Annotated in this window: 19 protein-coding genes; 8 read left to right on the top strand and 11 right to left on the bottom strand. The window is 60.9% G+C overall.

Annotated elements, in window-relative coordinates; all coding sequences use genetic code 11:
- The first annotated feature begins 317 nt into the window (after positions 1-317).
- The 3 genes from focA (at position 318) to pflA (ending at position 4,525) form a co-directional block, all read left to right on the top strand.
- The gene (gene focA / locus QY76_RS09400) at positions 318-1,175 is read left to right on the top strand and encodes a formate transporter FocA (protein WP_034162469.1); all 858 of its coding nucleotides are present in this window, start codon (positions 318-320) and stop codon (positions 1,173-1,175) included.
- Between the two features lie 64 nt (positions 1,176-1,239).
- Entirely contained in the window at positions 1,240-3,522 is a 2,283-nt protein-coding gene (pflB, locus tag QY76_RS09395) for a formate C-acetyltransferase (RefSeq protein WP_034162470.1), read from the top strand.
- Between the two features lie 262 nt (positions 3,523-3,784).
- Positions 3,785-4,525 (top strand): pyruvate formate lyase 1-activating protein, encoded by a 741-nt coding sequence (gene pflA, locus QY76_RS09390; protein WP_034162471.1) that lies wholly within the window; start codon positions 3,785-3,787, stop codon positions 4,523-4,525.
- Between the two features lie 49 nt (positions 4,526-4,574).
- On the opposite strand, the gene QY76_RS09385 is transcribed toward pflA, so the two are convergent.
- Entirely contained in the window at positions 4,575-5,186 is a 612-nt protein-coding gene (locus QY76_RS09385) for a TetR/AcrR family transcriptional regulator (protein WP_034162472.1), read from the bottom strand.
- A gap of 108 nt (positions 5,187-5,294) precedes the next feature.
- Between QY76_RS09385 and QY76_RS09380 the strand changes: the two genes are divergently transcribed.
- From QY76_RS09380 to QY76_RS09360, 5 genes are all read left to right on the top strand, one after another.
- Complete coding sequence (locus QY76_RS09380; RefSeq protein WP_034162473.1) at positions 5,295-5,759, top strand: DUF417 family protein; 465 nt, start codon at positions 5,295-5,297, stop codon at positions 5,757-5,759.
- Positions 5,759-6,136, top strand: a complete 378-nt coding sequence (locus QY76_RS09375) for a thioredoxin family protein (RefSeq protein ID WP_045424494.1) — start codon at positions 5,759-5,761, stop codon at positions 6,134-6,136. The genes QY76_RS09380 and QY76_RS09375 overlap by 1 nt, the downstream gene beginning before the upstream one ends.
- A gap of 9 nt (positions 6,137-6,145) precedes the next feature.
- Positions 6,146-6,874, top strand: a complete 729-nt coding sequence (locus tag QY76_RS09370; protein ID WP_034162475.1) for a cytochrome c biogenesis CcdA family protein — start codon at positions 6,146-6,148, stop codon at positions 6,872-6,874.
- A gap of 58 nt (positions 6,875-6,932) precedes the next feature.
- Positions 6,933-7,202: a YdgH/BhsA/McbA-like domain containing protein gene (locus tag QY76_RS09365; RefSeq protein WP_012849020.1), complete on the top strand. Its 270-nt coding sequence runs from the start codon at positions 6,933-6,935 to the stop codon at positions 7,200-7,202.
- Between the two features lie 416 nt (positions 7,203-7,618).
- Complete coding sequence (locus QY76_RS09360) at positions 7,619-8,071, top strand: PTS sugar transporter subunit IIA (protein ID WP_045424491.1); 453 nt, start codon at positions 7,619-7,621, stop codon at positions 8,069-8,071.
- 77 nt (positions 8,072-8,148) lie between these two features.
- Here the strand turns inward: QY76_RS09360 and QY76_RS09355 are convergent, their stop codons facing one another.
- The 10 genes from QY76_RS09355 to QY76_RS09310 all read right to left on the bottom strand — a co-directional run bounded on the left by QY76_RS09355 (position 8,149) and on the right by QY76_RS09310 (position 22,406).
- On the bottom strand, positions 8,149-9,294 hold the full coding sequence (locus tag QY76_RS09355; protein WP_049648790.1) for an MFS transporter: 1,146 nt from the start codon (positions 9,292-9,294) through the stop codon (positions 8,149-8,151).
- 113 nt (positions 9,295-9,407) lie between these two features.
- Positions 9,408-9,980: a 4Fe-4S dicluster domain-containing protein gene (locus QY76_RS09350; RefSeq protein ID WP_034162477.1), complete on the bottom strand. Its 573-nt coding sequence runs from the start codon at positions 9,978-9,980 to the stop codon at positions 9,408-9,410.
- Positions 9,980-10,594, bottom strand: coding sequence for a Tat proofreading chaperone DmsD (gene dmsD / locus QY76_RS09345; RefSeq protein ID WP_045424470.1), 615 nt, complete (start codon positions 10,592-10,594; stop codon positions 9,980-9,982). Before dmsD ends, QY76_RS09350 begins: the two co-directional genes overlap by 1 nt.
- A 56-nt stretch (positions 10,595-10,650) precedes the next feature.
- Positions 10,651-11,511: a DmsC/YnfH family molybdoenzyme membrane anchor subunit gene (locus tag QY76_RS09340; RefSeq protein WP_034162479.1), complete on the bottom strand. Its 861-nt coding sequence runs from the start codon at positions 11,509-11,511 to the stop codon at positions 10,651-10,653.
- Between the two features lies 1 nt (position 11,512).
- Positions 11,513-12,130: a DMSO/selenate family reductase complex B subunit gene (locus QY76_RS09335; RefSeq protein WP_012849025.1), complete on the bottom strand. Its 618-nt coding sequence runs from the start codon at positions 12,128-12,130 to the stop codon at positions 11,513-11,515.
- A gap of 10 nt (positions 12,131-12,140) precedes the next feature.
- Positions 12,141-14,588 (bottom strand): dimethylsulfoxide reductase subunit A, encoded by a 2,448-nt coding sequence (dmsA, locus tag QY76_RS09330; RefSeq protein WP_034162480.1) that lies wholly within the window; start codon positions 14,586-14,588, stop codon positions 12,141-12,143.
- A gap of 460 nt (positions 14,589-15,048) precedes the next feature.
- Positions 15,049-16,341: a serine--tRNA ligase gene (gene serS / locus QY76_RS09325; protein WP_045424466.1), complete on the bottom strand. Its 1,293-nt coding sequence runs from the start codon at positions 16,339-16,341 to the stop codon at positions 15,049-15,051.
- Between the two features lie 120 nt (positions 16,342-16,461).
- Positions 16,462-17,805: a replication-associated recombination protein A gene (locus QY76_RS09320; protein WP_034162482.1), complete on the bottom strand. Its 1,344-nt coding sequence runs from the start codon at positions 17,803-17,805 to the stop codon at positions 16,462-16,464.
- A gap of 16 nt (positions 17,806-17,821) precedes the next feature.
- Positions 17,822-18,436 carry an outer membrane lipoprotein chaperone LolA gene (gene lolA / locus QY76_RS09315; RefSeq protein ID WP_034162483.1) on the bottom strand — a complete coding sequence of 205 codons (615 nt, stop codon included), beginning with the start codon at positions 18,434-18,436 and terminating at the stop codon, positions 17,822-17,824.
- A gap of 142 nt (positions 18,437-18,578) precedes the next feature.
- Complete coding sequence (locus tag QY76_RS09310) at positions 18,579-22,406, bottom strand: DNA translocase FtsK (RefSeq protein ID WP_045424462.1); 3,828 nt, start codon at positions 22,404-22,406, stop codon at positions 18,579-18,581.
- Between the last annotated feature and the right edge of the window lie 73 nt (positions 22,407-22,479).

The following is a 22,479-nucleotide window of genomic DNA, read 5'->3' as shown; positions in this document are numbered from 1 at the left end:
CGGCATTCCGCCACGGCATAACAATAAATTTACCTTGGCAACATAACAAAAACAAAGAAAGCAATAAATATACGAGAATATTACCTCTATAACGATATTTTCGCTTTTTTTTCGACTGTCCCATCGGATTTTTTCAACTCAGAGCGTAAAATTTAAAAATTTTTTTTCCTTTCTATTTCAATGAGTTTTACTATTAACCCTCTGTTTTTGGGGTGTTTTTACCTGCCTCACCGCCGCTCAGCATGATCCATGTCAATTTTTGCCGTATACTGCTTTGCTAGTATCTCGGCGCTGATTAATCTTAAGAGAGAGTTAGTGTGAAAGCTGACAACCCCTTTGACCTACTTTTACCCGCAGCAATGGCCAAAGTGGCCGAAGATGCCGGTGTTTACAAAGCCACTAAGCACCCGCTAAAAACCTTTTATTTAGCGATCACCGCTGGTGTCTTCATTTCTATTGCCTTCACCTTTTACATCACCGTTACGACAGGGACTGCCACCGTTCCGTTTGGCCTGGCCAAGCTGGTAGGCGGTATCTGCTTCTCGCTCGGTTTGATGCTGGTCGTCGTCTGCGGCGCCGATCTGTTTACCTCTACCGTGTTGATCGTGGTCGCCAAAGCCAGCGGCCGCGTCACCTGGAAACAACTGGGTTTAAACTGGCTGAATGTCTACGTCGGCAACCTGATCGGCGCGCTGTTCTTCGTGGCGCTGATGTGGTTTTCCGGTGAATATATGGCGGCGAACGGCGGTTGGGGACTTAACGTGCTCAAAACGGCCGATCACAAGATGCACCACACCTTTGTGGAAGCCGTCTGTCTGGGCATTCTGGCTAATCTAATGGTCTGTCTGGCCGTGTGGATGAGTTACTCCGGACGCAGCCTGATGGACAAAATGTTTGCCATGGTCCTACCGGTGGCCATGTTTGTTGCCAGTGGCTTTGAGCACAGCATCGCAAACATGTTTATGATCCCCTTTGGTATCGTAATCAAAAATTTTGCAACGCCGGAATTCTGGCAGGCAGTAGGCGCTGCACCGGAACAGTTCTCAAACCTGACAGTAAGTCACTTTATTACGGCCAACCTGATCCCGGTCACGCTCGGGAATATCATCGGCGGCGGCCTGCTGGTAGGTCTGACATACTGGGTAATTTATCTGCGCGGCGGCGATAAGCATTAACGTAATGTTTATCCCGCGCAGGGACGGGTTTACAAAGAAATCCACACTAGAAGGTAGGTGTTAAATGACCGAACTTAATGAAAAACAAGCAGCTGCATGGGAAGGTTTCACCGGCGGCGACTGGCAGAACGAAGTCAACATCCGTGACTTCATCCAGAAAAACTACACCCCGTATGAAGGTGACGAGTCCTTCCTGGCCGGTGCCACCCCTGCGACCGCTGCCCTGTGGGACAAAGTCATGGAAGGCATCAAAATCGAAAACCGCACCCACGCGCCGGTCGATTTTGATACCAACATCGCCTCTACTATTACCGCGCACGATGCCGGTTACATCACTAAAGATCTCGAGCAGATCGTCGGTCTGCAGACCGATGCTCCGCTGAAGCGCGCCATCATCCCGTTTGGCGGCATCAAGATGGTCGAAGGTTCCTGCAAAGCGTACAACCGCGAACTGGACCCGATGATCAAGAAGATCTTCACCGAATACCGTAAGACCCACAACCAGGGCGTATTCGACGTTTACACCCCGGACATCCTGCGCTGCCGTAAATCCGGCGTGCTGACTGGTCTGCCGGATGCCTACGGCCGTGGCCGTATCATCGGTGACTACCGTCGTATCGCCGTATACGGTATCGACTACCTGATGAAAGACAAGTTTGCCCAGTTCACCTCTCTGCAGGAAAAACTGGAAAACGGTATCGATCTGGAAGCGACCATCCGTCTGCGTGAAGAGATCTCCGAACAGCACCGTGCGCTGGGTCAGATCAAAGAGATGGCCGCTAAATACGGCTGCGATATCTCCGGTCCGGCTACCAACGCCCGCGAAGCCGTACAGTGGACCTACTTCGGCTACCTGGCCGCGGTTAAATCCCAGAACGGTGCCGCCATGTCCTTCGGCCGCGTATCCAGCTTCCTGGATATCTACATCGAGCGCGACCTGAAAGCCGGCAAACTGACCGAAGAAGAAGCGCAGGAAATGATCGACCATCTGGTCATGAAACTGCGTATGGTACGCTTCCTGCGTACTCCGGAGTACGATGAGCTGTTCTCCGGCGACCCGATCTGGGCAACCGAATCCCTGGCCGGTATGGGCCTGGACGGTCGTACCCTGGTTACCCGCACCAGCTTCCGTTTCCTGAACACCCTGTACACCATGGGGCCGTCTCCGGAACCGAACATGACCATCCTGTGGTCTGAAAAACTGCCGCTGGCGTTCAAAAAATACGCAGCCAAGGTCTCCATCGATACCTCATCCGTACAGTATGAGAACGATGACCTGATGCGTCCGGACTTCAACAACGACGACTACGCTATCGCCTGCTGCGTAAGCCCGATGGTTATCGGCAAGCAGATGCAGTTCTTCGGCGCCCGCGCTAACCTGGCGAAAACCATGCTGTACGCGATCAACGGCGGCGTGGATGAGAAGCTGAAGATGCAGGTCGGCCCGAAATCTGAGCCGATCAAAGGCGACGTTCTGAACTTCGACGAAGTGATGGAGCGCATGGATCACTTCATGGACTGGCTGGCCAAGCAGTATGTCACCGCCCTGAACATCATCCACTACATGCACGACAAGTACAGCTACGAAGCCTCTCTGATGGCGCTGCACGATCGTGACGTGTTCCGTACCATGGCCTGTGGTATCGCCGGTCTGTCCGTTGCCGCCGACTCCCTGTCCGCCATCAAGTATGCCAAAGTTAAGCCTATCCGTGACGAAAACGGCCTGGCCATCGACTTTGACATCGAAGGCGAATACCCGCAGTTCGGTAACAACGATCCGCGCGTTGACGACATGGCCTGCGACCTGGTTGAACGTTTCATGAAGAAAATTCAGAAACTGAATACCTACCGTGGCGCTACCCCGACCCAGTCTGTACTGACCATCACCTCTAACGTGGTTTATGGTAAGAAGACCGGTAACACCCCGGACGGCCGTCGCGCCGGCGCACCGTTTGGCCCGGGTGCCAACCCGATGCACGGCCGCGATCAGAAAGGCGCCGTTGCCTCTCTGACCTCCGTCGCCAAACTGCCGTTTGCCTACGCGAAGGATGGTATATCTTATACCTTCTCTATCGTGCCGAACGCGCTGGGTAAAGATGACGAAGTGCGTAAAGCCAACCTGGCAGGCCTGATGGATGGTTACTTCCACCACGAAGCCTCCATCGAAGGCGGTCAGCACCTGAACGTCAACGTCATGAACCGTGAAATGCTGCTGGATGCGATGGAAAACCCGGAGAAATATCCGCAGTTGACCATCCGTGTATCCGGCTATGCCGTCCGCTTCAACTCGCTGACCAAAGAGCAGCAGCAGGACGTTATTACCCGTACCTTCACGCAGTCCATCTAATTCCCTGACCGCGTAAAATGGCATAAAATAAAGGCTCCACCCCGGTGGGGCCTTTTTATCATCAGGAGTCAGGCACAGACTAAACCATCCAAAAAAACAATAGGATTGACTGTTTTGCCGGGGCGCTCTCTGGCACGCTGGTACCAAGGGATACCGGGCAAAACAGTTACTACCCGCGTGACAGGGTGCTACCCGTATATCGCCCTGCCCCATGTGGTTTTATGACTGCTATTGATCAGTCAATTTTGGAGATAACCCCGCAATGTCAGTAACAGGTCGCATCCACTCGTTCGAATCCTGCGGTACCGTTGACGGCCCAGGCATCCGCTTTATCACCTTCTTCCAGGGCTGCCTGATGCGCTGCCTGTATTGCCACAACCGCGACACCTGGGATACCCACGGCGGCAAAGAGGTGACCGTCGAAGAGCTGATGAAAGACACCGTCACCTACCGTCACTTTATGAATGCCTCCGGCGGCGGCGTGACGGCCTCCGGCGGCGAAGCCATGCTGCAGGCCGAGTTTGTACGCGACTGGTTCCGTGCCTGCAAGGCGGAGGGGATTCACACCTGCCTGGACACCAACGGCTTCGTACGCCGCTATGATCCGGTGGTCGATGAACTGCTGGACGTCACCGATCTGGTGATGCTTGACCTCAAGCAGATGAACGACGATATCCATAAGAATCTGGTCGGCGTCTCCAACCATCGCACCCTGGAGTTTTGCCGCTATCTGGCCAAACGCAACCAGAAAACCTGGATCCGCTACGTGGTGGTCCCGGGCTGGTCAGACGATGAGGCATCGGCGCGCCTGCTGGGTGAATTCACCAAGGATATGAAGAATATCGAGAAGATAGAACTGCTGCCCTACCATGAACTCGGCAAGCACAAGTGGGAAGCGATGGGGGAAACCTATCAGTTGGGCGACGTGAAGCCCCCCTCCCACGAGATCATGGAGAAGGTTAAGGGCATTCTGACCGAGTATGGTCACAAGGTTATCTATTAAGCCTCGCCCACCTCCGAGGCGCCGCCGCCTCGGAGGCTCAGTAGCCCGCTTAGCGCGTCAGCATCTGCACAAACTGGCGGCTAATATGCAGCAGCATATCGCGATCGCTCCCCGCCTTCGCCTGCATCGCCAGCCCCTTCTCGAAGGCCAGGATCAGCGTCGCCGTCTCCTGGGGGGTGCCCGCCCCGCGGATCTCACCGCGCTCTATCCCCTGCGCCACCAGCGTGCAGAACGCGTTGAAAAAGGTAAACCCGGCGCTGCTCAGCCCGGCAAAGACCGTCGGTGGCTTCTTGTGGTAAGTGAACAGCTCAAACAGCAGCATGCAGCCGCGCGGATAGCCAGGCTGGGTGATCACCTCGACAAAGCGGGTCAAAAACAGCTCCAGCCGGGCCGGAACCGACAGCCCCGGCGTCTCGATGCTGGCGATCACCTGGCTCAGGTACTGCGAGACATAGCGCTCCATCACCAGCGCAAACACCTGATCCTTACTGCCGAATGACGCATACAGCGTCGGTGGGTTAATCCCTGCGCACTTCACGATCTCGGCGATAGAGGTTCCCTCATAGCCCTGCATCCAGAACAGGTGCAGCAGCTTATCCAATACCTGTTCCCGCTCAAACTTCTGTGGCCGCCCTGCCTTTTTATTGTTGTGCTCTTTCATTTTTTACCCTGCGTATCGATTTTTGTATCGATAGATACAAAAACACTTGACTCAACTTGCCAATACCATAATAGTATATTGTATCGAACATTACAAAAAGGTGAAATTATGAATTCATGCAAATACAACGGACGACGCGGCTATCTGATCGGCCTGTGGGCAACGGCGCTGATCCTGATTTGGCTCGGCATCTTCAAATTTACGCCGACGGAGGCTGCAGCGATTAAGCCGCTGGTCGAGCACCATTTTCTGATGGGGTGGCTGTACGGCGTATTCAGCGTCCAGATGGTCTCCAACCTGATCGGCACGGCTGAGGTCGTGGTGGGCGTGGCGCTGCTGATCGGCATCACGCGACCGCACATCGGCTTCTATGCCGGGCTGGCCTCCAGCGTGATTTTCCTGGTGACCCTGAGCTTCATGTTTACCACCCCGGGCGCCTTCAAAGTGGTCGACGGGGTGCCGGTAACCGAGTTTTTCCTGTTTAAGGATCTGGCCTTCTTGGGCATCAGCCTGAGTATTGCCGAGCGCAGCCGTGCGGCGATGCAGGCCCCGACTACCGCGGAGGTGGCATAATGAAAGCCCTGAGCACCCTACTGTTTATTCCCGCCCTGCTGCTGTCGGCGGCCGTTCAGGCCGCCAGCGTAGAGCCCTATAGCGACGCCGCCTTTACCCAGGCACAGGCCAGCGGCGCGCCGGTGCTGATTGATGTCTACGCCGACTGGTGCCCGGTTTGCAAACGGCAGGAGCGTGAACTCACGCCGCTGTTTGCCCAGCCGGAGCAGCGCGATCTGCGCGTCTTTAAGGTCAACTTCGATACCCAAAAGGCGGCACTGCAGCAGTTTCGCGTCAGCCAGCAAAGCACCCTGATCCTCTATCGTCACGGTCAGGAGGTCCGCCGCAGCATCGGCGAAACATCGCCAAGCGCGCTCTCAGACTTTCTGAGCCGCTGAGGACATCCCATGGAGATAAGCCTGCTGACACTGGGATTCAGCCTGCTGGCCGGCATGCTGACGACCCTCTCCCCCTGCGTCCTGCCGATCCTGCCTATCGTGGCCTCATCGGCGATGGATCGCAGCCGTTGGGGGCTGTTATTCCTGGCCGCCGGTATGGCCGTGGCGTTTACCCTGACCGGCGTGCTCGTCGCCTCGCTGGGCTTCAGCCTAGGATTTGACGGCAGTACGCTGCGCTACGGCGCCGCCCTGCTGATGCTGCTGGTCGCTCTGTGGCTATTGAACAGCCGGATACAAGCCTGGATGAGCCTGAAAACCAGCGCGCTGACCGGACACGGGCAGACCTGGCTCAGCGCCTTTCAGCCACGCTCCGCCGCCGGCCAGCTGATCGTCGGCCTGCTGCTGGGGCTGGTCTGGACCCCCTGTATCGGTCCAACCCTGGGCGCCGCCATCGCCCTGGCCAGCCGCGGCGAAAGCCTGCTCAGCGTCAGCGTCGTCATGCTGGTGTTTAGCCTCGGCGCGCTGGTGCCGCTGATGGCGATCGGCATGCTATCGCGCCAGTTTTTCCTGCAGCGCCGCGCCAAGCTGGTGCAGCTGGGGGAGTCCGGCCGCAAGATCATGGGCTGGAGCCTGCTCGCCGTCGGACTGCTGGTGCTGAGTGGCCTGGATAAAACCCTGGAGAAGTGGCTCATCGCGCTGTCTCCTGAGTGGCTCATTAACCTGACCACCGCGCTGTAATCACGTATTGACTGATTAAGACAATGCTATTGACCTGCAAAAACAAGAAGGAAATCCTATGAAAACCTATACCATCGCAACCACCCTGGCCCTGCTGCTCAGCGCCACTTCCGCCTTCGCCGCCAGCCAAATCGATGCCCGCCAGGCCATGGATCAGCAGCGTATCGGCGCCGTACGGATCCAGATCCCCAACGGCACGCTGGATCAGACCGTCGATGCCCTGGCGCAGAAAACCGCGCAGCAGGGGGGCGACTACTTCCATATCACCTCGATAGGCTCTACCGGCATGGGTAGCAGCATCACCGCAACCGCTGAAATCTATAAATAGGTTCTCTGCGCCAGGCCTCCCTCCCGGAGGCCGCTCTTCGTCGCGAACCCCGTCTCCTCCCGGCATACCATTCATCATGCCATTCCCGTTATTTTCAGTATATTCATCGCACATAATGCCTTTTTGCTGAATTATTACGCTAATATCGCGGCGATGATTTAAGTAATGTAATGAGACGATCGCGATTATTAGAAATTCTTCTAGTCAGTGACTTCTGTGACCTGAGTCGATACACTGTTTTTACACCGCAAGAGATTAGATGTTATTAATCAATCTGTTACGTGTGATGTATCGTTATTTTAATGCTGAACTTGTACCCGCGTCCTATCGTCACTGCGACCGTAGACGGCTCAATGAAATTATCACTAGGGACAGCACAGATAATTATTTCAGGTACAAGGTTACCGGAGGATTTTATGTCTATTGATGCAACTCTCGACCAACGCTGGCAGTATTGCCACCAGCCGCTGAGCTGGCGCCATGCCATCCATCTTGCCTGTCAACCGCTGATCAGCGATAAGAAGGTTAGCGCCCATTATCCGCTGCACATCATCGACGCACTGAAACGGGGCAAGCAGGATTTCATGGTACGCGAAGGTGTGATGCTGGTATTCGCCCAACCGCAGCATGGGGTACTCAGTGAACAGGGAGAGGCATCCGTACTCAAGTGTGATAAACCGGTCGTCATGCCGGATGGCGCTGAGGTCAACCTGATTATCACCCTTTCCGCCGGGACCCAGCAGGCGCTGTATGATCTGCACAACCGGATCGAAAACTGGCTGGAGATCAACAACGGCTTTGAGCTGTTCACCCAGGCAACCAGCCAGAACATGCTGGGGGCCCGAATTCAGGCCGCGCTGCTGCACTGACGGCAGAGCCCCGCCCCACCGGGCGGGCATCTACGGCACCATAGCGACACCCTGCGCCCTGCGCGGGGTGTCTTGCTTTAGGCCGCCGGCAGCGCGGAGTGTCCCTCGGGGCGGCGCCACAGCATCAGTCCATAGCACAGCGCTATCGCGGCGATCGTCACAAACATCCAGCGATCGGAGAAATGCTGCATCAACAGCGCCACCAGCGTGGGTCCGGCCAGGCTGCCCAGGGTATAGCTCATCAGCAGCGCCTGATTCATCGCCACCAGCTCATGGCGATCGGCCCGCTCACACGCCCACGACATGGCGACGGGGTAAAGCGTAAATCCAGCGCCGCCCAGTATCACCAACGCCGCCAGCGCCCCCTGCGGCGTCGACAGCATCACCAGACTGCCGAGGATCAGCAGCGTGACCTGTACCCGCAGCACCCGCAGGCGGCCATAGCGATCGGCCAGGCGCCCCACCGGCCACTGGCCGAGGATCCCTGCGCTGACCAGCAGCGCCATCCAGTAACCGACGCGGGCATCTCTGATCCCCTGATGACTCAGGTACAGCGGCAGCAGCCCATACAGGGTGCCCAGTATCGCCCCGGAAATCACGCAGCCGTTCACCCCCAGCCGGGCACTGCGACGGCGCAGCAGCGGCCAGATCGCCAGCGCCGCACGCCGCGGCTGAGGGCGTTCGATGCGGGCGAAACACAGCGGCAGCATCGCCACCACCATCAGCGCCGTCGTCCAGGGGATCACCCTCAGCAGCGCCGTCGAGATCACCCCCAGCGTGAGCTGGCCCAGCACGGTGCCCAGATAGTAGATGGTCATATAGGCCGCCAGCAGCTGGCCCCGGTTGGCATTACTGCCGCTGCGCAGCAGGGCGCTCTCGACGATCACCCAGATCATGGCGCAGCCGATCCCGGCCAGAAAACGCCACAGGAGCCAGCCCCAGAACTCACTGGCGATCCCCAGCGCCGCCGTCGAGGCGGCAAACAGCAGGCAGGCGTAGTAGTAGCTCTGATTGAAGCCGCGCCGCAGGATCACCCGCCCGGTGACCAGCGTCCCGACCAGATTGCCAAGAAAATAGGCCGATCCCACCAGCCCGACCTGCCACGTCGCCAGGTGCTGCTGATCCAGCCACAGCGGCACCAGCGTATTGAGTAAGGCCATGGCGACCGTCAGCAGTAATAGCCCGCAGAGCAGCAGCAGCACCGGGCGAGAGAGCGAGAACATGGAAGAGTGACCGCACAGACAGAAAAAGTGTGCGCATCATGCCACCGGTGACAAAAATGTCAATGGCTCGTTAAGTGCTCAGCGACGGGCCGGATCGAAGCCGGGACGGCGCGTTACCCTCTCCCGTGTGCGACGGCGGCAACCAGCTGCAGATGGCCGTCGTGACAGGCGATTTTGCACTGGCCGCAGCCGTCGCAGACGCGCTCCTCAAGCTGCGGCAGTCCCGCGTCGTCGAAGCGCAGCGCTTGCCGGGGACAGGCCCGCTGACACAGGCGACACCCAGAGTAACGGCCCAGGCAGTGTGGGCCAACCTGCGGGCGCCAGGCGGTATCCGCGGGGAGCCACGGCTGCAGCGCTCCCGCAGGACAGGCGTCGACGCAGGCCCGGCAGCGCTGCGTGTCGCAGGCGCAAAAGGCGATATCCAGCCAGGCGTGCCCCTCGTGCAGGGCGATGAGCCCATAGGGACAGGCGGCGACACACTCCCCGCAGCCATCGCAGCAGGCCAAGAAGGCCGCCTCCGCCAGCGCATAGGGTGGTCTCCCCGCGGCCCGACATTCGGCGATCAGCGCCGCCTGCCGCTGCGCTTGGCGCCCTCCCCCCAGCAGGCCGCGCAGCAGACCACGCCGGCTGACGTGACGGTGCGTCATCCAGGCGCGATAGTAGCGTTCGTCGCGGCGATCGCTCATCAGCGATAGAGCCGTACGTCGCTGTCGGCGATGGCGAGCTGGCGCGGCCACGCCTGCAGCGTCAGCGCCGCCAGCGACGCCAGCCCCTGATAAAACGGATGATCCGCGCCCTGCTGCAGCAGCGTCAGATAGCGTTCGCCCCACGGCAACAGATGCAGCTGCAGCAGCGCCGGCAGCAGCTGCGGCTGCCCCTCGGCCAGCCAGGCGGCCATCAGCAGCAAAATACCGATATGATCCTCCGGCTCGCGGGCGTCTGACTGCCAGCTAATCCCCTGCGCATCCATCCAGCGGCGCAGCGCCAGGGTGGACTCACCGAACAGTACGCTCTCCCGATCCAGATAGACCGATCCCCAAGGCGGCGCCGCCAGCGCATGGGGGCCGATAAACAGCCGCTGATGAGCCGAGGCCAGCGACTCCTGCGCTGGCGCACACAGCAGCGCAGCGCAGTGTTCACGCTGCGCCGACGAGCCATAGGGCCAGCGCAGCGTCTCCTGCGGCTGACGCAGCTGCGTCACCAGCGGCGCCGCCTGCTCACTGTCCGGCGGCCAGTATAGCAAGGCCCCCAGCGCCCGCGCCGTCAGCGCCATATCCTGCAGTTGTTCAGGTTGTAACATAACCAACGCATTCCTTACGCGATTGGGCGGCGCCTTGGCGCCGCCCCTCTCTGTCATCAGCCGGCAACCGCCACGCCGACGGTCATATGCAGGCCATAGAACACCCCGCGTCCCACCAGCTCACCCGCCAGCACCAGGATCAGGGCGAGCGTCAGCGTCGTCAGCGACGGCGCCTTGCCGCGCAGCAGCGGACACAGCCAGCAGCCAAGTCCCAGCACCAGCAGCACGCTGCGCAGCGCCAGCAGACCGGCAAAGTCCGGAACCAGGGCATAGGCCTGCTGTACCGCGCTGTGGATGGTGGCCAGGCCACTCCCTTGCATTCCGGCGGCCACCACGCCGACCAGCGCGGCGAAGCAGCTAATCAGCGGCAGCAGGCGCAGCGAGGCACTGTCCATCTCCACCGAGCGCAGCAGCAGATAGCCCAGCAGCGGCCCGCCGATCAGCATGGTGACGAAGAAGCTCAGTGTGGTGTATCCGCTATACCAGGTCGGCACCGTGTTGATCTGATACACCTGGCTCATCGCCCAGACAAACAGCAGCGCCAGCGCCATCGTCAACATCAGCCACAGGCGCCCCAGGGCGACGGGCATCTTGCCCAGCACCGCCAACAGCCAGTACAGTCCCCCGGCGGCAAAGAACAGCGAACCGCACAGGATCTCGTTGCTCAGCCCAGAGGCCCCGATCCGGTTCAGCGAGTTCAGGGCCCGCAGCGGCGAGCCCAGATGCAGCACCGACGCCACAAAGGCGATCCCCAGCAGCAGCCACAGGAAGAACATTCTCCCCTGGATCCGCAAGGCGCGATCGGCCTGTAGACGCCCGCGCAGCAGCACCGCCGCCATCACGATAAAGGCTCCGGCCACGCTCTGTCCCAGCACCGTGAAGATCATCAACGGCCATTCATGCCATCCCATTCCCATCTCAGACCTCCTTTGGATTCGCCAGGTAGCCGCAGGTATCACCGACCGGACGGCTGTTGGCATTCGGCTTCAGCACCAGGTTCGGCCGGGTATAGTGCGCCGCCGGCAGCGGCGCTACCGCGGCCAGATCACCGTAGCGGGCGCGTAGCTCCTCAATCGGCCCCATATCGAGCGCACGCAGCGGACAAGACTCGACGCAGATCGGCTTCTGCCCCTGCGCCACCCGCTCATAGCAGCCGTCGCACTTGGTCATATGCCCCTTCTGCGCATTGTACTGCGGCGCGCCGTAGGGACAGGCCATGTGGCAATAGCGGCATCCGATACACACCGATTCGTCCACCACCACAAAGCCATCCTCCCGCTTGTGCATCGCACCGCTCGGGCACACCTTCACGCAGGCGGGGTCGTCGCAGTGGTTGCAGGAGATCGAGAGATAGTAGGCAAATACATCGTGATGCCAGCCGTCGCCCTCGCGCTGCCATTCGCCACCGGCGTATTCATAGATGCGGCGGAAGCTGACGTCCGGCGTCAGATCCTTGTAATCCTTGCAGGCCAGCTCGCAGGTCTTGCACCCGGTGCAGCGGCTGGAGTCAATATAAAAACCGTATTGCGTTGTCATCAGCTACTCCTTAGGCCTTGGCAACCTGTACCAGATTGGTGTGTGACGGATTACCTTTGGCCAGCGGCGACGGACGCTGAGTCGTCAGGACGTTAATACATCCGCCGTAGTCGACCCGCTCGCCGTCCGGGCTATACCAGGCCCCCTCACTCAGCGCCACGACGCCAGGCAGCACGCGCGGCGTCACCTTGGCGCTGATGCGCACCTCGCCGCGATCGTTGTAGATCCGTACCAGATCGCCCTGGGCGATACCGCGCGGAGCGGCGTCCAGCGGATTGATCCACATCTCCTGGGGACAGGCCGCCTTCAGCACATCCACGTTGCCATAGGTCGAGTGGGTACGCGCCTTATAGTGAAAACCGCTCAACTGCAGTGGAAACTTGGCGATCAGCGGATCCTTATAGCTTTCAAACCCGGGGCTGTAGATCGGCAGCGGATCGATGACGTCGTCCGGCCCCAGCTGCCAGGTGGCGGCGATGTCGGCCAATGCGCTGGAGTAGATCTCGATCTTACCCGACGGCGTAGTCAGAGGATGCGCCTTTGGATCGGCGCGGAAGTCGCGGTAGGCCACGTGGTGTCCCTGCGGATCACGCTGCTTGTAGATCCCTTGGCTGCGGAACGCCTCAAACGACGGCAGCCCCGGGATCGCCTGTTGTGACTGGGCATAGAGATGGCGCAGCCACCCCTCCTGCGTACGGCCTTCGGTAAACTGCTGACCAACGCCCATACGCTTGGCGATCTCACTGGTCATCTCATAGATGGTGCGGCACTCGAAGCGCGGCGCAATGGCCTGATCGGCAAAGATCACATAGCTCATGTTGCCGCAGGAGGCATCCAGGCAGAAGTCCATCTGCTCGGAGGCGGTGCAGTCCGGCAGCAGGATATCGGCATACTTGGCCGAGGCGGTCATATGGTTATCGATCACCACAATCATCTCGCACTTACTGTCATCCTGTAGGATTTCGTGGGTACGGTTGACCTCTGAATGCTGGTTAATTAAGCAGTTGCCGGCATAGTTCCAGATCATCTTGATCGGAACATCCAGCTTATCCTTGCCGCGCACCCCGTCGCGCGTGGCCGTCATCTCCGGGCCCCGCACGATAGCATCGGTCCACAGGAACATCGAGATGCTGGTTTTAACCGGGTTCTCCAGGGTCGGCATGCGGACGAACGGCAGGCTATAAGAGCCTTCACGTGCGCCACTGTTGCCCCCGTTGATCCCCACGTTACCGGTCAGGATCGGCAGCATGGCGATGGCGCGCGACGTCAGCTCACCGTTGGCGTGACGCTGCGGTCCCCAGCCCTGGCAGATATAGGCCGGCTTGGCGCCGCCGATCTCCCGCGCCAGCTTGATTATCTTATCCTGCGGGATCCCGGTAATCGCCGCCGCCCAGGCCGGCGTCTTGGCGGTTTTATCCGGTCCCTGGCCCAGGATATAGGCCTTATAGTGACCGTTGGCCGGCGCGCCCACGGGCAGGGTGCGCTCGTCATAGCCGACGCAGTAGCGATCCAGGAACGGCTGATCGACCATCGCCTCGGTGATCAGCACATGGGCCAGAGCCGCCGCCAGCGCCGCATCGGTGCCGGGACGGATCGGGATCCACTCATCCTCACGCCCGGCGCCGGTGTCGGTGTAGCGCGGGTCGATAATGATCATTTTCGCATTGGACTTGGCGCGCGCCTGCTCCACATAGTAGGTCACACCGCCGCCGCTCATCCGGGTTTCGCCCGGGTTATTGCCGAACATCACCACCAGCTGGCTGTTTTCAATGTCCGACGGGCTGTTGCCGTCGGCCCAGCCGCCGTAGGTGTAGTTCAATCCGGCGGCGATTTGCGCGGTGCTGTAGTCGCCATAGTGGTTGAGGTAGCCGCCGCAGCAGTTCATCAGCCGGGCGATCAGCGTCGCCCCCGGCGGCCATGAGCGGGTCAGGGTGCCGCCCAGCGTCCCGGTGCCATAGTTCAAGTAGATCGCTTCGTTACCGTACTCTTTGATGATCCCCTTCATGCTGACGGCGATCGTGTCGAACGCCTCTTCCCAGGTGATGCGCTTAAATTTGCCTTCGCCGCGCTTGCCGACCCGCTTCATTGGATATTTCAAGCGATCGGCGTTGTAGACCCGGCGACGCATCGAACGGCCGCGCAGGCAGGCGCGCACCTGATGCAGCCCCTCGTAGCGATCGTCGCCGGTATTATCGGTTTCGACATAGGCGATTTCACCATCGACCACGTGCATCCGCAGCGGGCAGCGACTGCCGCAGTTAACGGTACAGGCGCTCCAGATCACCTGCTCATCCTGCGCCGCCGGCTTATTCTGCGCGGGCGCGGCCTGAGCCTGGCGGACAAAGGGCAATGACAGCGCGCCGCTGGCCGCCGCCAGTCCGCCGATCGCCCCGCCCTTCACTACGGTTCGCCGACTCAGCGACGCATCCAGTAACGCCGTCCGACTGTTTTTTTTCATAGCATGCTCACTTTTATTTTGCTTTCTACTGGTTAATACAGCAAAGACCACTTTCCCTATTGGAAAAGCGGCACACTCAAAGAAAACAGAAAAGAGGTGACAGGCGCCCAGCGGCTCGACAATAACGCTGCGGGACGCTCAAGCTGACGCTAAGGATATAATAATCATTAAAATAATCACCTGGCTATGCAACGCCACGGCCTGGATCACGCTCTCTTAAAAGAGAATACGGTTTTCGTTCTCGCCCTATTTGCGTCACATCAACAAATAAGACGTTGTATTTCACATAACGACAAAAAATATGTTTAAAGTCTTTCAGACAGAATTAAGACATTACGGCTGATAACCACAATCATTTATTTTTACGATGGCAGGCACGGCGTCAGGGTGGGAATAGACGATAGATCGACGGCAATAAAAAACCCCGCAATGCGGGGTTTTAACGGTAGAAAATAGCGTATTAACCGATATATTCCAGACCGTTCATATACGGAAGCAGCGCTTCCGGCACCTGAATGCGGCCATCGGCCTGCTGATAGTTTTCCATTACGGCGACCAGGGTACGCCCCACCGCCAGACCGGAGCCGTTCAGGGTGTGCACCAGACGCGGCTTCTTGTCGTCCTTGCTGCGGTAGCGGGCCTGCATCCGGCGCGCCTGGAAATCCCACATGTTGGAGCAGGAGGAGATTTCACGGTAGGTGTTCTGCGCCGGAACCCAGACCTCCAGATCGTAGGTCTTGCTGGAGCCAAAGCCCATGTCGCCGGTGCACAGCAGCACTTTGCGGTACGGCAGATTCAGCAGCTGCAGCACTTTCTCCGCGTGCGCGGTCAGCTCTTCCAGCGCCGCCATCGAGTCCTCCGGACGGACGATCTGTACCAGCTCAACCTTATCGAACTGGTGCATACGGATCAGACCGCGGGTATCGCGACCATAGGAGCCGGCCTCAGAGCGGAAGCACGGGGTATGGGCGGTCATCTTCAGCGGCAGCGCGCTCTCTTCCAGGATCTCGCCGCGCACCAGATTGGTCACCGGGACTTCGGCAGTCGGGATCAGCGCATAGGTGCTGCTGTCGGCCTCCTCTTCCAGCGGACGGGTGTGGAACAGATCCGTGCCGAACTTCGGCAGCTGGCCAGTGCCGTACAGGGTATCGTGGTTGACCAGATACGGCACATAGGTTTCCAGGTAGCCATGCTGCTCCGTGTGCAGATCCAGCATAAACTGGGCCAGGGCACGGTGCATGCGGGCGATCTGACCTTTCATCACCACAAAGCGGGCACCGGTCAGCTTCACGGCGGCGGCGAAATCCAGGCCATCGGCCATTTCACCCAGGGTGACGTGATCGCGGACGTCAAAATCGTAGCGGCGCGGCTCACCCCAGCGGCAGATCTCCTGGTTATCGTTCTCATCACGACCGACCGGCACGGAATCATCCGGCAGGTTGGGGATCGAGAGCGCCAGATCGCGGATTTCCTGCTGCAGTTGATCCAGCTCGGCCTTAGCGGCATCCAGCTTTTCACCCAATTCGTTGACTTCACGGCGCAGCGGTTCGATATCCTCACCGCGCGCTTTCGCCGCACCGATGGATTTGGATCGCGAGTTACGCTCAGCCTGCAGGGATTCCGTTTCGACCTGCAGCACTTTACGGCGTTCTTCCTGTTGACGCAGCGTGTCAACATCCAGTTTATAGCCTCGGCGAGCCAGCTTTTCGGCGACTGCGTCTAGCTCATTACGCAGCAAATTGGGATCTAGCATGCTAATCCTGTGAATTATTGAGGGGTTTTTAATAAACAATACATCGGGGCGATAGCCGCATCCGCGGCAGTGCGCTCAATGCAAAGCGGATTTCTTCATAACCTTACCGCAATGAATGGGTTAGCGGTAGCGTTTTGTCGGGCTATTTTGATCCTGCTCAGCGAGCCAGGCTAGCTTATCGCCGATCTTGCCCTCAAGACCGCGCGCGGTCGGCTGATAATAGCGCGTCTGCGCCATTTCCGGCGGGAAATAGACCTCGCCGGCGGCATAGGCATTCGGCTCATCGTGGGCATAGCGATACTCCTGCCCCAGCCCCATCGACTTCATCAGCGACGTCGGCGCATTGCGCAGGTGGGGCGGCACGTCGTAGTCCGGACGCTCTTTGGCATCGCGCATCGCTGCCTTAAAGGCGGTATAGACGGCGTTGCTCTTCGGCGCACAGGCCAGGTAGACGATCGCCTGGGCAATGGCGCGCTCTCCCTCGGCGGGGCCGACGCGGGTAAAGCAGTCCCAGGCGGCGATCGCCACCTGCATCGCACGGGGATCGGCATTGCCCACATCCTCCGACGCAATGGCCAGCAGACGGCGCGCCACGTACAGCGGATCGCCGCCCGCCGTAATAATGCGCGCATACCAGTACAGCGCGGCATCCGGCGCCGAGCCGCGTACGGACTTATGCAGCGCGGAGATCAGATCGTAATAGCGATCGCCGTGGTTATCGAAGCGAGCGCTGCGCTCGCCAGACACCGATCGCAGCAGATCCAGGGTGAGCACCCGCTGCCCCTGGGCGTCCGCCTCGGCCATATCCGCCATCATCTCCAGCGTATTCAGCGCCCGGCGCGCATCGCCATTGACCAGCTCAGCCAGGGCATCGCGGGTCTCCGTCGGCAGCGTCAGATCCTGAGCGCCATAGCCGCGTTCGCGATCCGTCATCGCCTGCACCACCACCTGGGCGATATCCTGCGCGTCCAGCGCCTTGAGCAGGTATACTCGCGCCCGCGACAGCAGCGCCGAGTTCAGCTCAAACGAGGGGTTTTCCGTAGTGGCCCCGATAAAGGTGATGGTGCCATCCTCGATATGGGGCAAAAAGGCGTCCTGCTGACTCTTGTTAAAGCGGTGCACCTCATCGACGAACAGGATCGTACGCCGCCCCGCGTCGCGATTGTGGCGTGCACGCTCAATGGCCTCACGGATCTCCTTGATCCCTGAGGTCACCGCCGAAATCCGCTCCACCTCGGCGTGGCCGTAGCGGGCGATCAGTTCCGCCAGCGTCGTCTTGCCGGTCCCCGGCGGTCCCCACAGGATCATCGAGTGCAGGTGCCCCGCCAAAATGGCGCGCGGCAGCGGTTTGCCCGCCGCCAGCAGGTGACGCTGTCCAATGTACTGCTCCAGCGTCGCCGGCCGCATCCGAGCGGCCAACGGCTGAAACGCATTCTGAGAGAAGTCGAGGGAAAGGTTGCTCACGTCGCGGTTCCGCCCCTTATTTTTGGCGCTGATCGTCCAGCGTCACACCCGCCGGCGGCGTAAAGCGGAACTTGGCCGCATCCACCGCGCCATTCTGCTGACGCTTCAGCGTGTAGACGCTGCGCTGACCGTCCTGCTCGACGGCGCTAAAGCCGTTGATCGTGCCGTCAGGCATCACGCTGATGGTGAACTTCTTCAGGTTATTCTTGGCGCTCTTCGGCACCAGATCGAAGGTATTCCCCTGCTGGGTCACGTTATACTGCGCCCAGTCGCTGGCGTCGTTGCGGGTGATCAGCATAAACGGCGTATTGCCGGTGGCGCGGTTAAGCCAGGTGGCGGTCACCTGCTCGACGAAGGGGTTATAAAACCACAGGGTCTTGCCATCGGACACCAGCACGCTCTCATCCGGCGAAATCATATGCCAGTTAAACAGATTGGGGCGTTTTACCCACAGCTCCCCCTCGCCCTGCTGCACAGGCGTGCCGTCCGCCGCGCTGACCGCCTGGGTAAAGCTGGCATGGAAACTGTTTACCTTGTTCAAACGGCCCTGCAGATCGCTGCTCGGCGACGCCAGAACGGAGGCCGACATCATGCCGCTGACGACGCAGCACGCAACTAACAGCTTTTTCATCGGTATGATTACCTTAAGCAAGAATAAATTGGGCCAGACCGCCGCGATGCCGCGATCAGGTGTCACAATACCCGTTGATTATACGCCAGGCCGAGGGGCGCCACGCGAGAAAAACGTCGCGCTGCGCCGCACCGCCCGTCAGTCAGTCATAGTCGCCGGACGGCGGCGCCAACACCTCACGGTTACCGTTGTGCCCCTGCGGGCTGACGATCCCCTGCGCCTCCATCTGCTCCACGATGCGCGCCGCCCGGTTATAGCCGATGCGGAACTGCCGCTGCACCCCGGAAATCGACGCCCGACGCTTGTCGATCACGAACGCGACGGCCTGATCGAACAGCGGATCCAGCTCATCGTCGCTGTCCAGCCCCCCGCCGCCACCTTCGCTGTCATCGCAGGCGGTAATGCTGTCAATATACTGTGGACGCCCGCGCGCCTTCCAGTCCTGCACCACCGCGTGAACCTCTTCGTCGCGTACAAAGGCGCCGTGCACGCGCACCGGCGTCGAGGTATTGGGCGGAATATACAGCATGTCGCCCATTCCCAGCAGGGATTCGGCGCCGGCCTGATCCAGGATAGTGCGCGAGTCGATCTTGCTGGAGACGGTAAAGGCGATACGGGTCGGAATGTTGGCCTTGATCAAGCCCGTGATCACGTCGACCGACGGACGCTGGGTCGCCAGCACCAGGTGAATCCCCGCCGCACGCGCCTTCTGCGCCAGGCGGGCGATCAGCTCTTCGACCTTCTTGCCCACCGCCATCATCAGGTCGGCGAACTCGTCCACCATCACCACGATATAGGGCAGCTTTTCCAGCGCCGGCGGCAGCGCATCCATACTGTCACCCGGCCGCCACAGCGGATCGGGGATCGGACGGCCCATCGCCTCGGCCTGGCGCACCTTATCGTTATACCCGGCCAGGTTGCGAACCCCGAGCGCGGACATCAGGCGGTAGCGGCGCTCCATCTCCCCGACGCACCAGCGCAGCGCGTTGGCCGCGTCCTTCATATCCGTGACCACCTCGGTCAGCAGGTGCGGAATGCCTTCGTAGACCGACAGCTCCAGCATCTTCGGGTCGATCATGATAAAGCGCACTTCGTCCGGCGTAGATTTGAACAGCATGCTCAGGATCATCGCGTTCACTCCCACCGACTTACCGGAGCCGGTGGTACCGGCCACCAGCAGGTGAGGCATACGGGCCAGATCGGCGATCACCGGCTGGCCGGCGATATCCTTGCCCAGCACCACCGTCAGCGGCGAGGGACTCTCACGGAACTGCGGGCAGTCGAGCACCTCGCGCAGGTAGACGGTCTGGCGATGCTTGTTGGGCAACTCCAGTCCCACGTAGGGTTTGCCCGGGATAACCTCCACCACGCGAACCGCCACGGCCGACAGGGAGCGCGCCAGATCGCGCGACAGATTGGAGATACGCGCCGCTTTGACTCCCGGCGCCAGATCCAGCTCGAAGCGGGTGATCACCGGCCCCGGCGAAATGCCGACCACCGCGGCCTTTACCCGATAGTCCGCCAGGCGGGCCTCCACCAGCTGCCCCTGCTGCTCCAGGGCAAACATATCGACCGGCTCGGCGTTAGCCGGCGGCGACGTCAGCAGATCCAGGGTCGGCAGCGGCGTCGTCGGTTTATGCATCGGCCGCTCGTCGCGCACCAGGAAGGGGTGAACCAGCCCGGACACCGACGCCTGCGTCTGCGTAGCGGGAGGCTGCGGGGACGCAGCAGCGGACGGCGCGATCTCCGGCGGCGGCGTAAACAGCGGCTCCTGCGGACCGTCGTCCGCGGCGCTAAAATCGGCAAAGTCGAAGGCGGGCGCCGGCTGTTCGGCCTGCGCCAGCGCCTCGCGGGCGGAGAACGACATCAGCCCACCCTGCGGCGGCTCGGAGGCCGTTCGGGCCGCCGGGATCTCCGGCGCTGCCGTCGGGCCACGATGCGGGCTCGGATCGGCATCGCCATAGCGCTGCTGCTGCGCGGCCAGAAACTCGCGCTGCAGGCGGCTCTGCTCCAGCGCACGCTCATCGTCATCTTCGTGCAGGTAATCCTCACCATAGCGGGCCCGCTGCTGGCTGACAAAGGCCTCGTGCAGCGCGGCCTGCTCCCGCAGCGCCGCATGCTCGGCCTCCTCCTCTGCCGCCGCGGCGACCGGATGATCCTGCGGCTCGGAGTAGGCGGAGAACGACGGCAACGCTGCCGCGTCAGGCGCAGCTGACGCCACGCCGCCGGTCCCGGCGGCCAGCGCCGAGGCCTGGGCAAAGATGGACTGACCGGCCGCGGCGCTGCTCTCCTGCCCCAGCGGCGTCACCTGCAGCGGCGGCGTCTGCGCAAGCTCCGCCTGCGCCTCTTGCGCGCGGCGCTCCTGGGCCTCACGACGGGCGCGATCCTCCGCCATCCGCTGTGACGGCAGCTTGATCCCCAGCGACGCCAGCTCGCGGCGGGTCGGAATACGCACCGGATTCGGGCGCGGCAGCTCAGGACCAATGCCCTGTTTCACCTGGACTCCGCCGTCCAGCGCACCGATGGCCGGGGTAAAGGCCGCCGCAGCCAGGGTGGCCGACGCATCGTGACGGCTGGCGGCGCCAAACACCGGCAGATCCGGCGATAGCCCCGGGTTGAGGTAGGGGAGATCGGCGGTGCCGTGCGCGGCGTTCGCCTCATCATCGTCCGGCGTAGACCATTGACCGAGCGGCGGCTCGGCGTCACGCGAGGAGTGGAGACGCCCGGACGCGGCCGGAGACGGCGTATGGGGACGATCCTCCGGCAGGGTAAACGAGTACATCGGGACGACCGGCTCACTGCTTTCCGGCTCGGTGGCGCTGAAGGTGAACGGCGTCGCATCGGTGCCCGACGACGCCGGGACAGAGCCGACTGCCGGCGATGCGACGGGTAACCGCGGAGCATCGGGCGCGGATTGCGTCGTCACCGCGGCCGCGGCGTGCGGAGCGATGTCGTCATGTAACGGCGCGGTAAACTGCAGGTCGCTCGGCGCATTCGGCGCGGCCGGCGACGCGGCGATACCCGGGGCGCTGAGCACCGCAGCGGCAGCGGTGACCGTCGTCGGGGCCGTGGCCGTGGCCGTGGCCGTGGCCGTATCAGGATCATCCTGCGCCTGCGGCGGCGCATCATCCACCTGCGCCAGCGGACGCAGGCCCTTCATTTCCGGTGCCGCGTCGGGCGCGGATGCGTCATCTGACGCCCGCAGGCCGGACAGCAGCGGATCGTCCGCCTCCTCGGCCAGCAGCGGATCGGCGACGCGGTACGCATCCTCCACCGCCGTATCGGCGGCGGCGGCACGGCGCTCATCCGCGTCGTATGCCTCGTCGTCATCGTCGTCCGCCCGCGCATCGCGGCGCGAACGGTTGCTCATCAGGGTCAGACCGCCGAGCAGCAGCGCACCGAGCTTCTCCGCGATGGTCAGCCATGACCAGCCGGTGAACAGCGACAGACCCACGGCCCAGGCCCCCAGCATCGCCAGGGTCGCCCCAATGCTGCCCAGCAGCGGCAGCGCCACGCTGCTTATCAGGCTGCCGATCACGCCGCCGGAGGCGAAGTAGTACAGGTCATCGACGTTCAGCGCCGCCAGACCACAGGAGGCGATCACCAGCGCCAGCATGCCGATCAGGCGCAGGGCGATGGCAAAGTAGTCCACGTGGTCGCTGTCGTCACGCTTACGATAGGCGGCCCAGCATAGGATCACCATGATCGGAGGGATGGCATAGGCCAGTACGCCAAAGACGAAGAACAGCGTATCGGCCATCCAGGCGCCGGCACCGCCGCCGATATTGTGGATCGGCTCATGCCAGGCGGTCTGTGACCAGCTGGGATCGGAGGGATCGAACGTCATCAGCGATGCCATCATATACACGGCAAACAGCGCCACCAAAATCAGCAGCACCTCATACACTCGCCGTCCGCCGCTTATGTGCTTCAGGGTAACTTCTTTTTCTTCTGTATATTCCTGGCTCAAGAAAGGCTCTCCAGGGTCCTGTTTTCTGCCATTGCGTGCAGCCTATGCTGCATGCCCGCCATAAGAACAGCGC

The organism is Edwardsiella sp. EA181011 (assembly GCF_000800725.1).
GTDB classification, from domain to species: Bacteria; Pseudomonadota; Gammaproteobacteria; order Enterobacterales; family Enterobacteriaceae; genus Edwardsiella; species Edwardsiella anguillarum.
Note: the sequence above shows the minus strand (reverse complement) of the source record. Positions and strands in the feature narration are given on the sequence as shown.

Coding starts and splice junctions, on each gene's coding strand:
- QY76_RS09340 (WP_034162479.1), bottom strand. CDS start 11,511: ATGGGAATGGGATGGCATGAATGGCCGTTGATGATCTTCACGGTGCTG.
- QY76_RS09335 (WP_012849025.1), bottom strand. CDS start 12,130: ATGACAACGCAATACGGTTTTTATATTGACTCCAGCCGCTGCACCGGG.
- dmsD (WP_045424470.1), bottom strand. CDS start 10,594: ATGTTACAACCTGAACAACTGCAGGATATGGCGCTGACGGCGCGGGCG.
- QY76_RS09380 (WP_034162473.1), top strand. CDS start 5,295: ATGAATTCATGCAAATACAACGGACGACGCGGCTATCTGATCGGCCTG.
- QY76_RS09365 (WP_012849020.1), top strand. CDS start 6,933: ATGAAAACCTATACCATCGCAACCACCCTGGCCCTGCTGCTCAGCGCC.
- dmsA (WP_034162480.1), bottom strand. CDS start 14,588: ATGAAAAAAAACAGTCGGACGGCGTTACTGGATGCGTCGCTGAGTCGG.
- QY76_RS09385 (WP_034162472.1), bottom strand. CDS start 5,186: ATGAAAGAGCACAACAATAAAAAGGCAGGGCGGCCACAGAAGTTTGAG.
- serS (WP_045424466.1), bottom strand. CDS start 16,341: ATGCTAGATCCCAATTTGCTGCGTAATGAGCTAGACGCAGTCGCCGAA.
- QY76_RS09370 (WP_034162475.1), top strand. CDS start 6,146: ATGGAGATAAGCCTGCTGACACTGGGATTCAGCCTGCTGGCCGGCATG.
- pflA (WP_034162471.1), top strand. CDS start 3,785: ATGTCAGTAACAGGTCGCATCCACTCGTTCGAATCCTGCGGTACCGTT.
- QY76_RS09375 (WP_045424494.1), top strand. CDS start 5,759: ATGAAAGCCCTGAGCACCCTACTGTTTATTCCCGCCCTGCTGCTGTCG.
- lolA (WP_034162483.1), bottom strand. CDS start 18,436: ATGAAAAAGCTGTTAGTTGCGTGCTGCGTCGTCAGCGGCATGATGTCG.
- QY76_RS09350 (WP_034162477.1), bottom strand. CDS start 9,980: ATGAGCGATCGCCGCGACGAACGCTACTATCGCGCCTGGATGACGCAC.
- pflB (WP_034162470.1), top strand. CDS start 1,240: ATGACCGAACTTAATGAAAAACAAGCAGCTGCATGGGAAGGTTTCACC.
- QY76_RS09360 (WP_045424491.1), top strand. CDS start 7,619: ATGTCTATTGATGCAACTCTCGACCAACGCTGGCAGTATTGCCACCAG.
- QY76_RS09355 (WP_049648790.1), bottom strand. CDS start 9,294: ATGTTCTCGCTCTCTCGCCCGGTGCTGCTGCTGCTCTGCGGGCTATTA.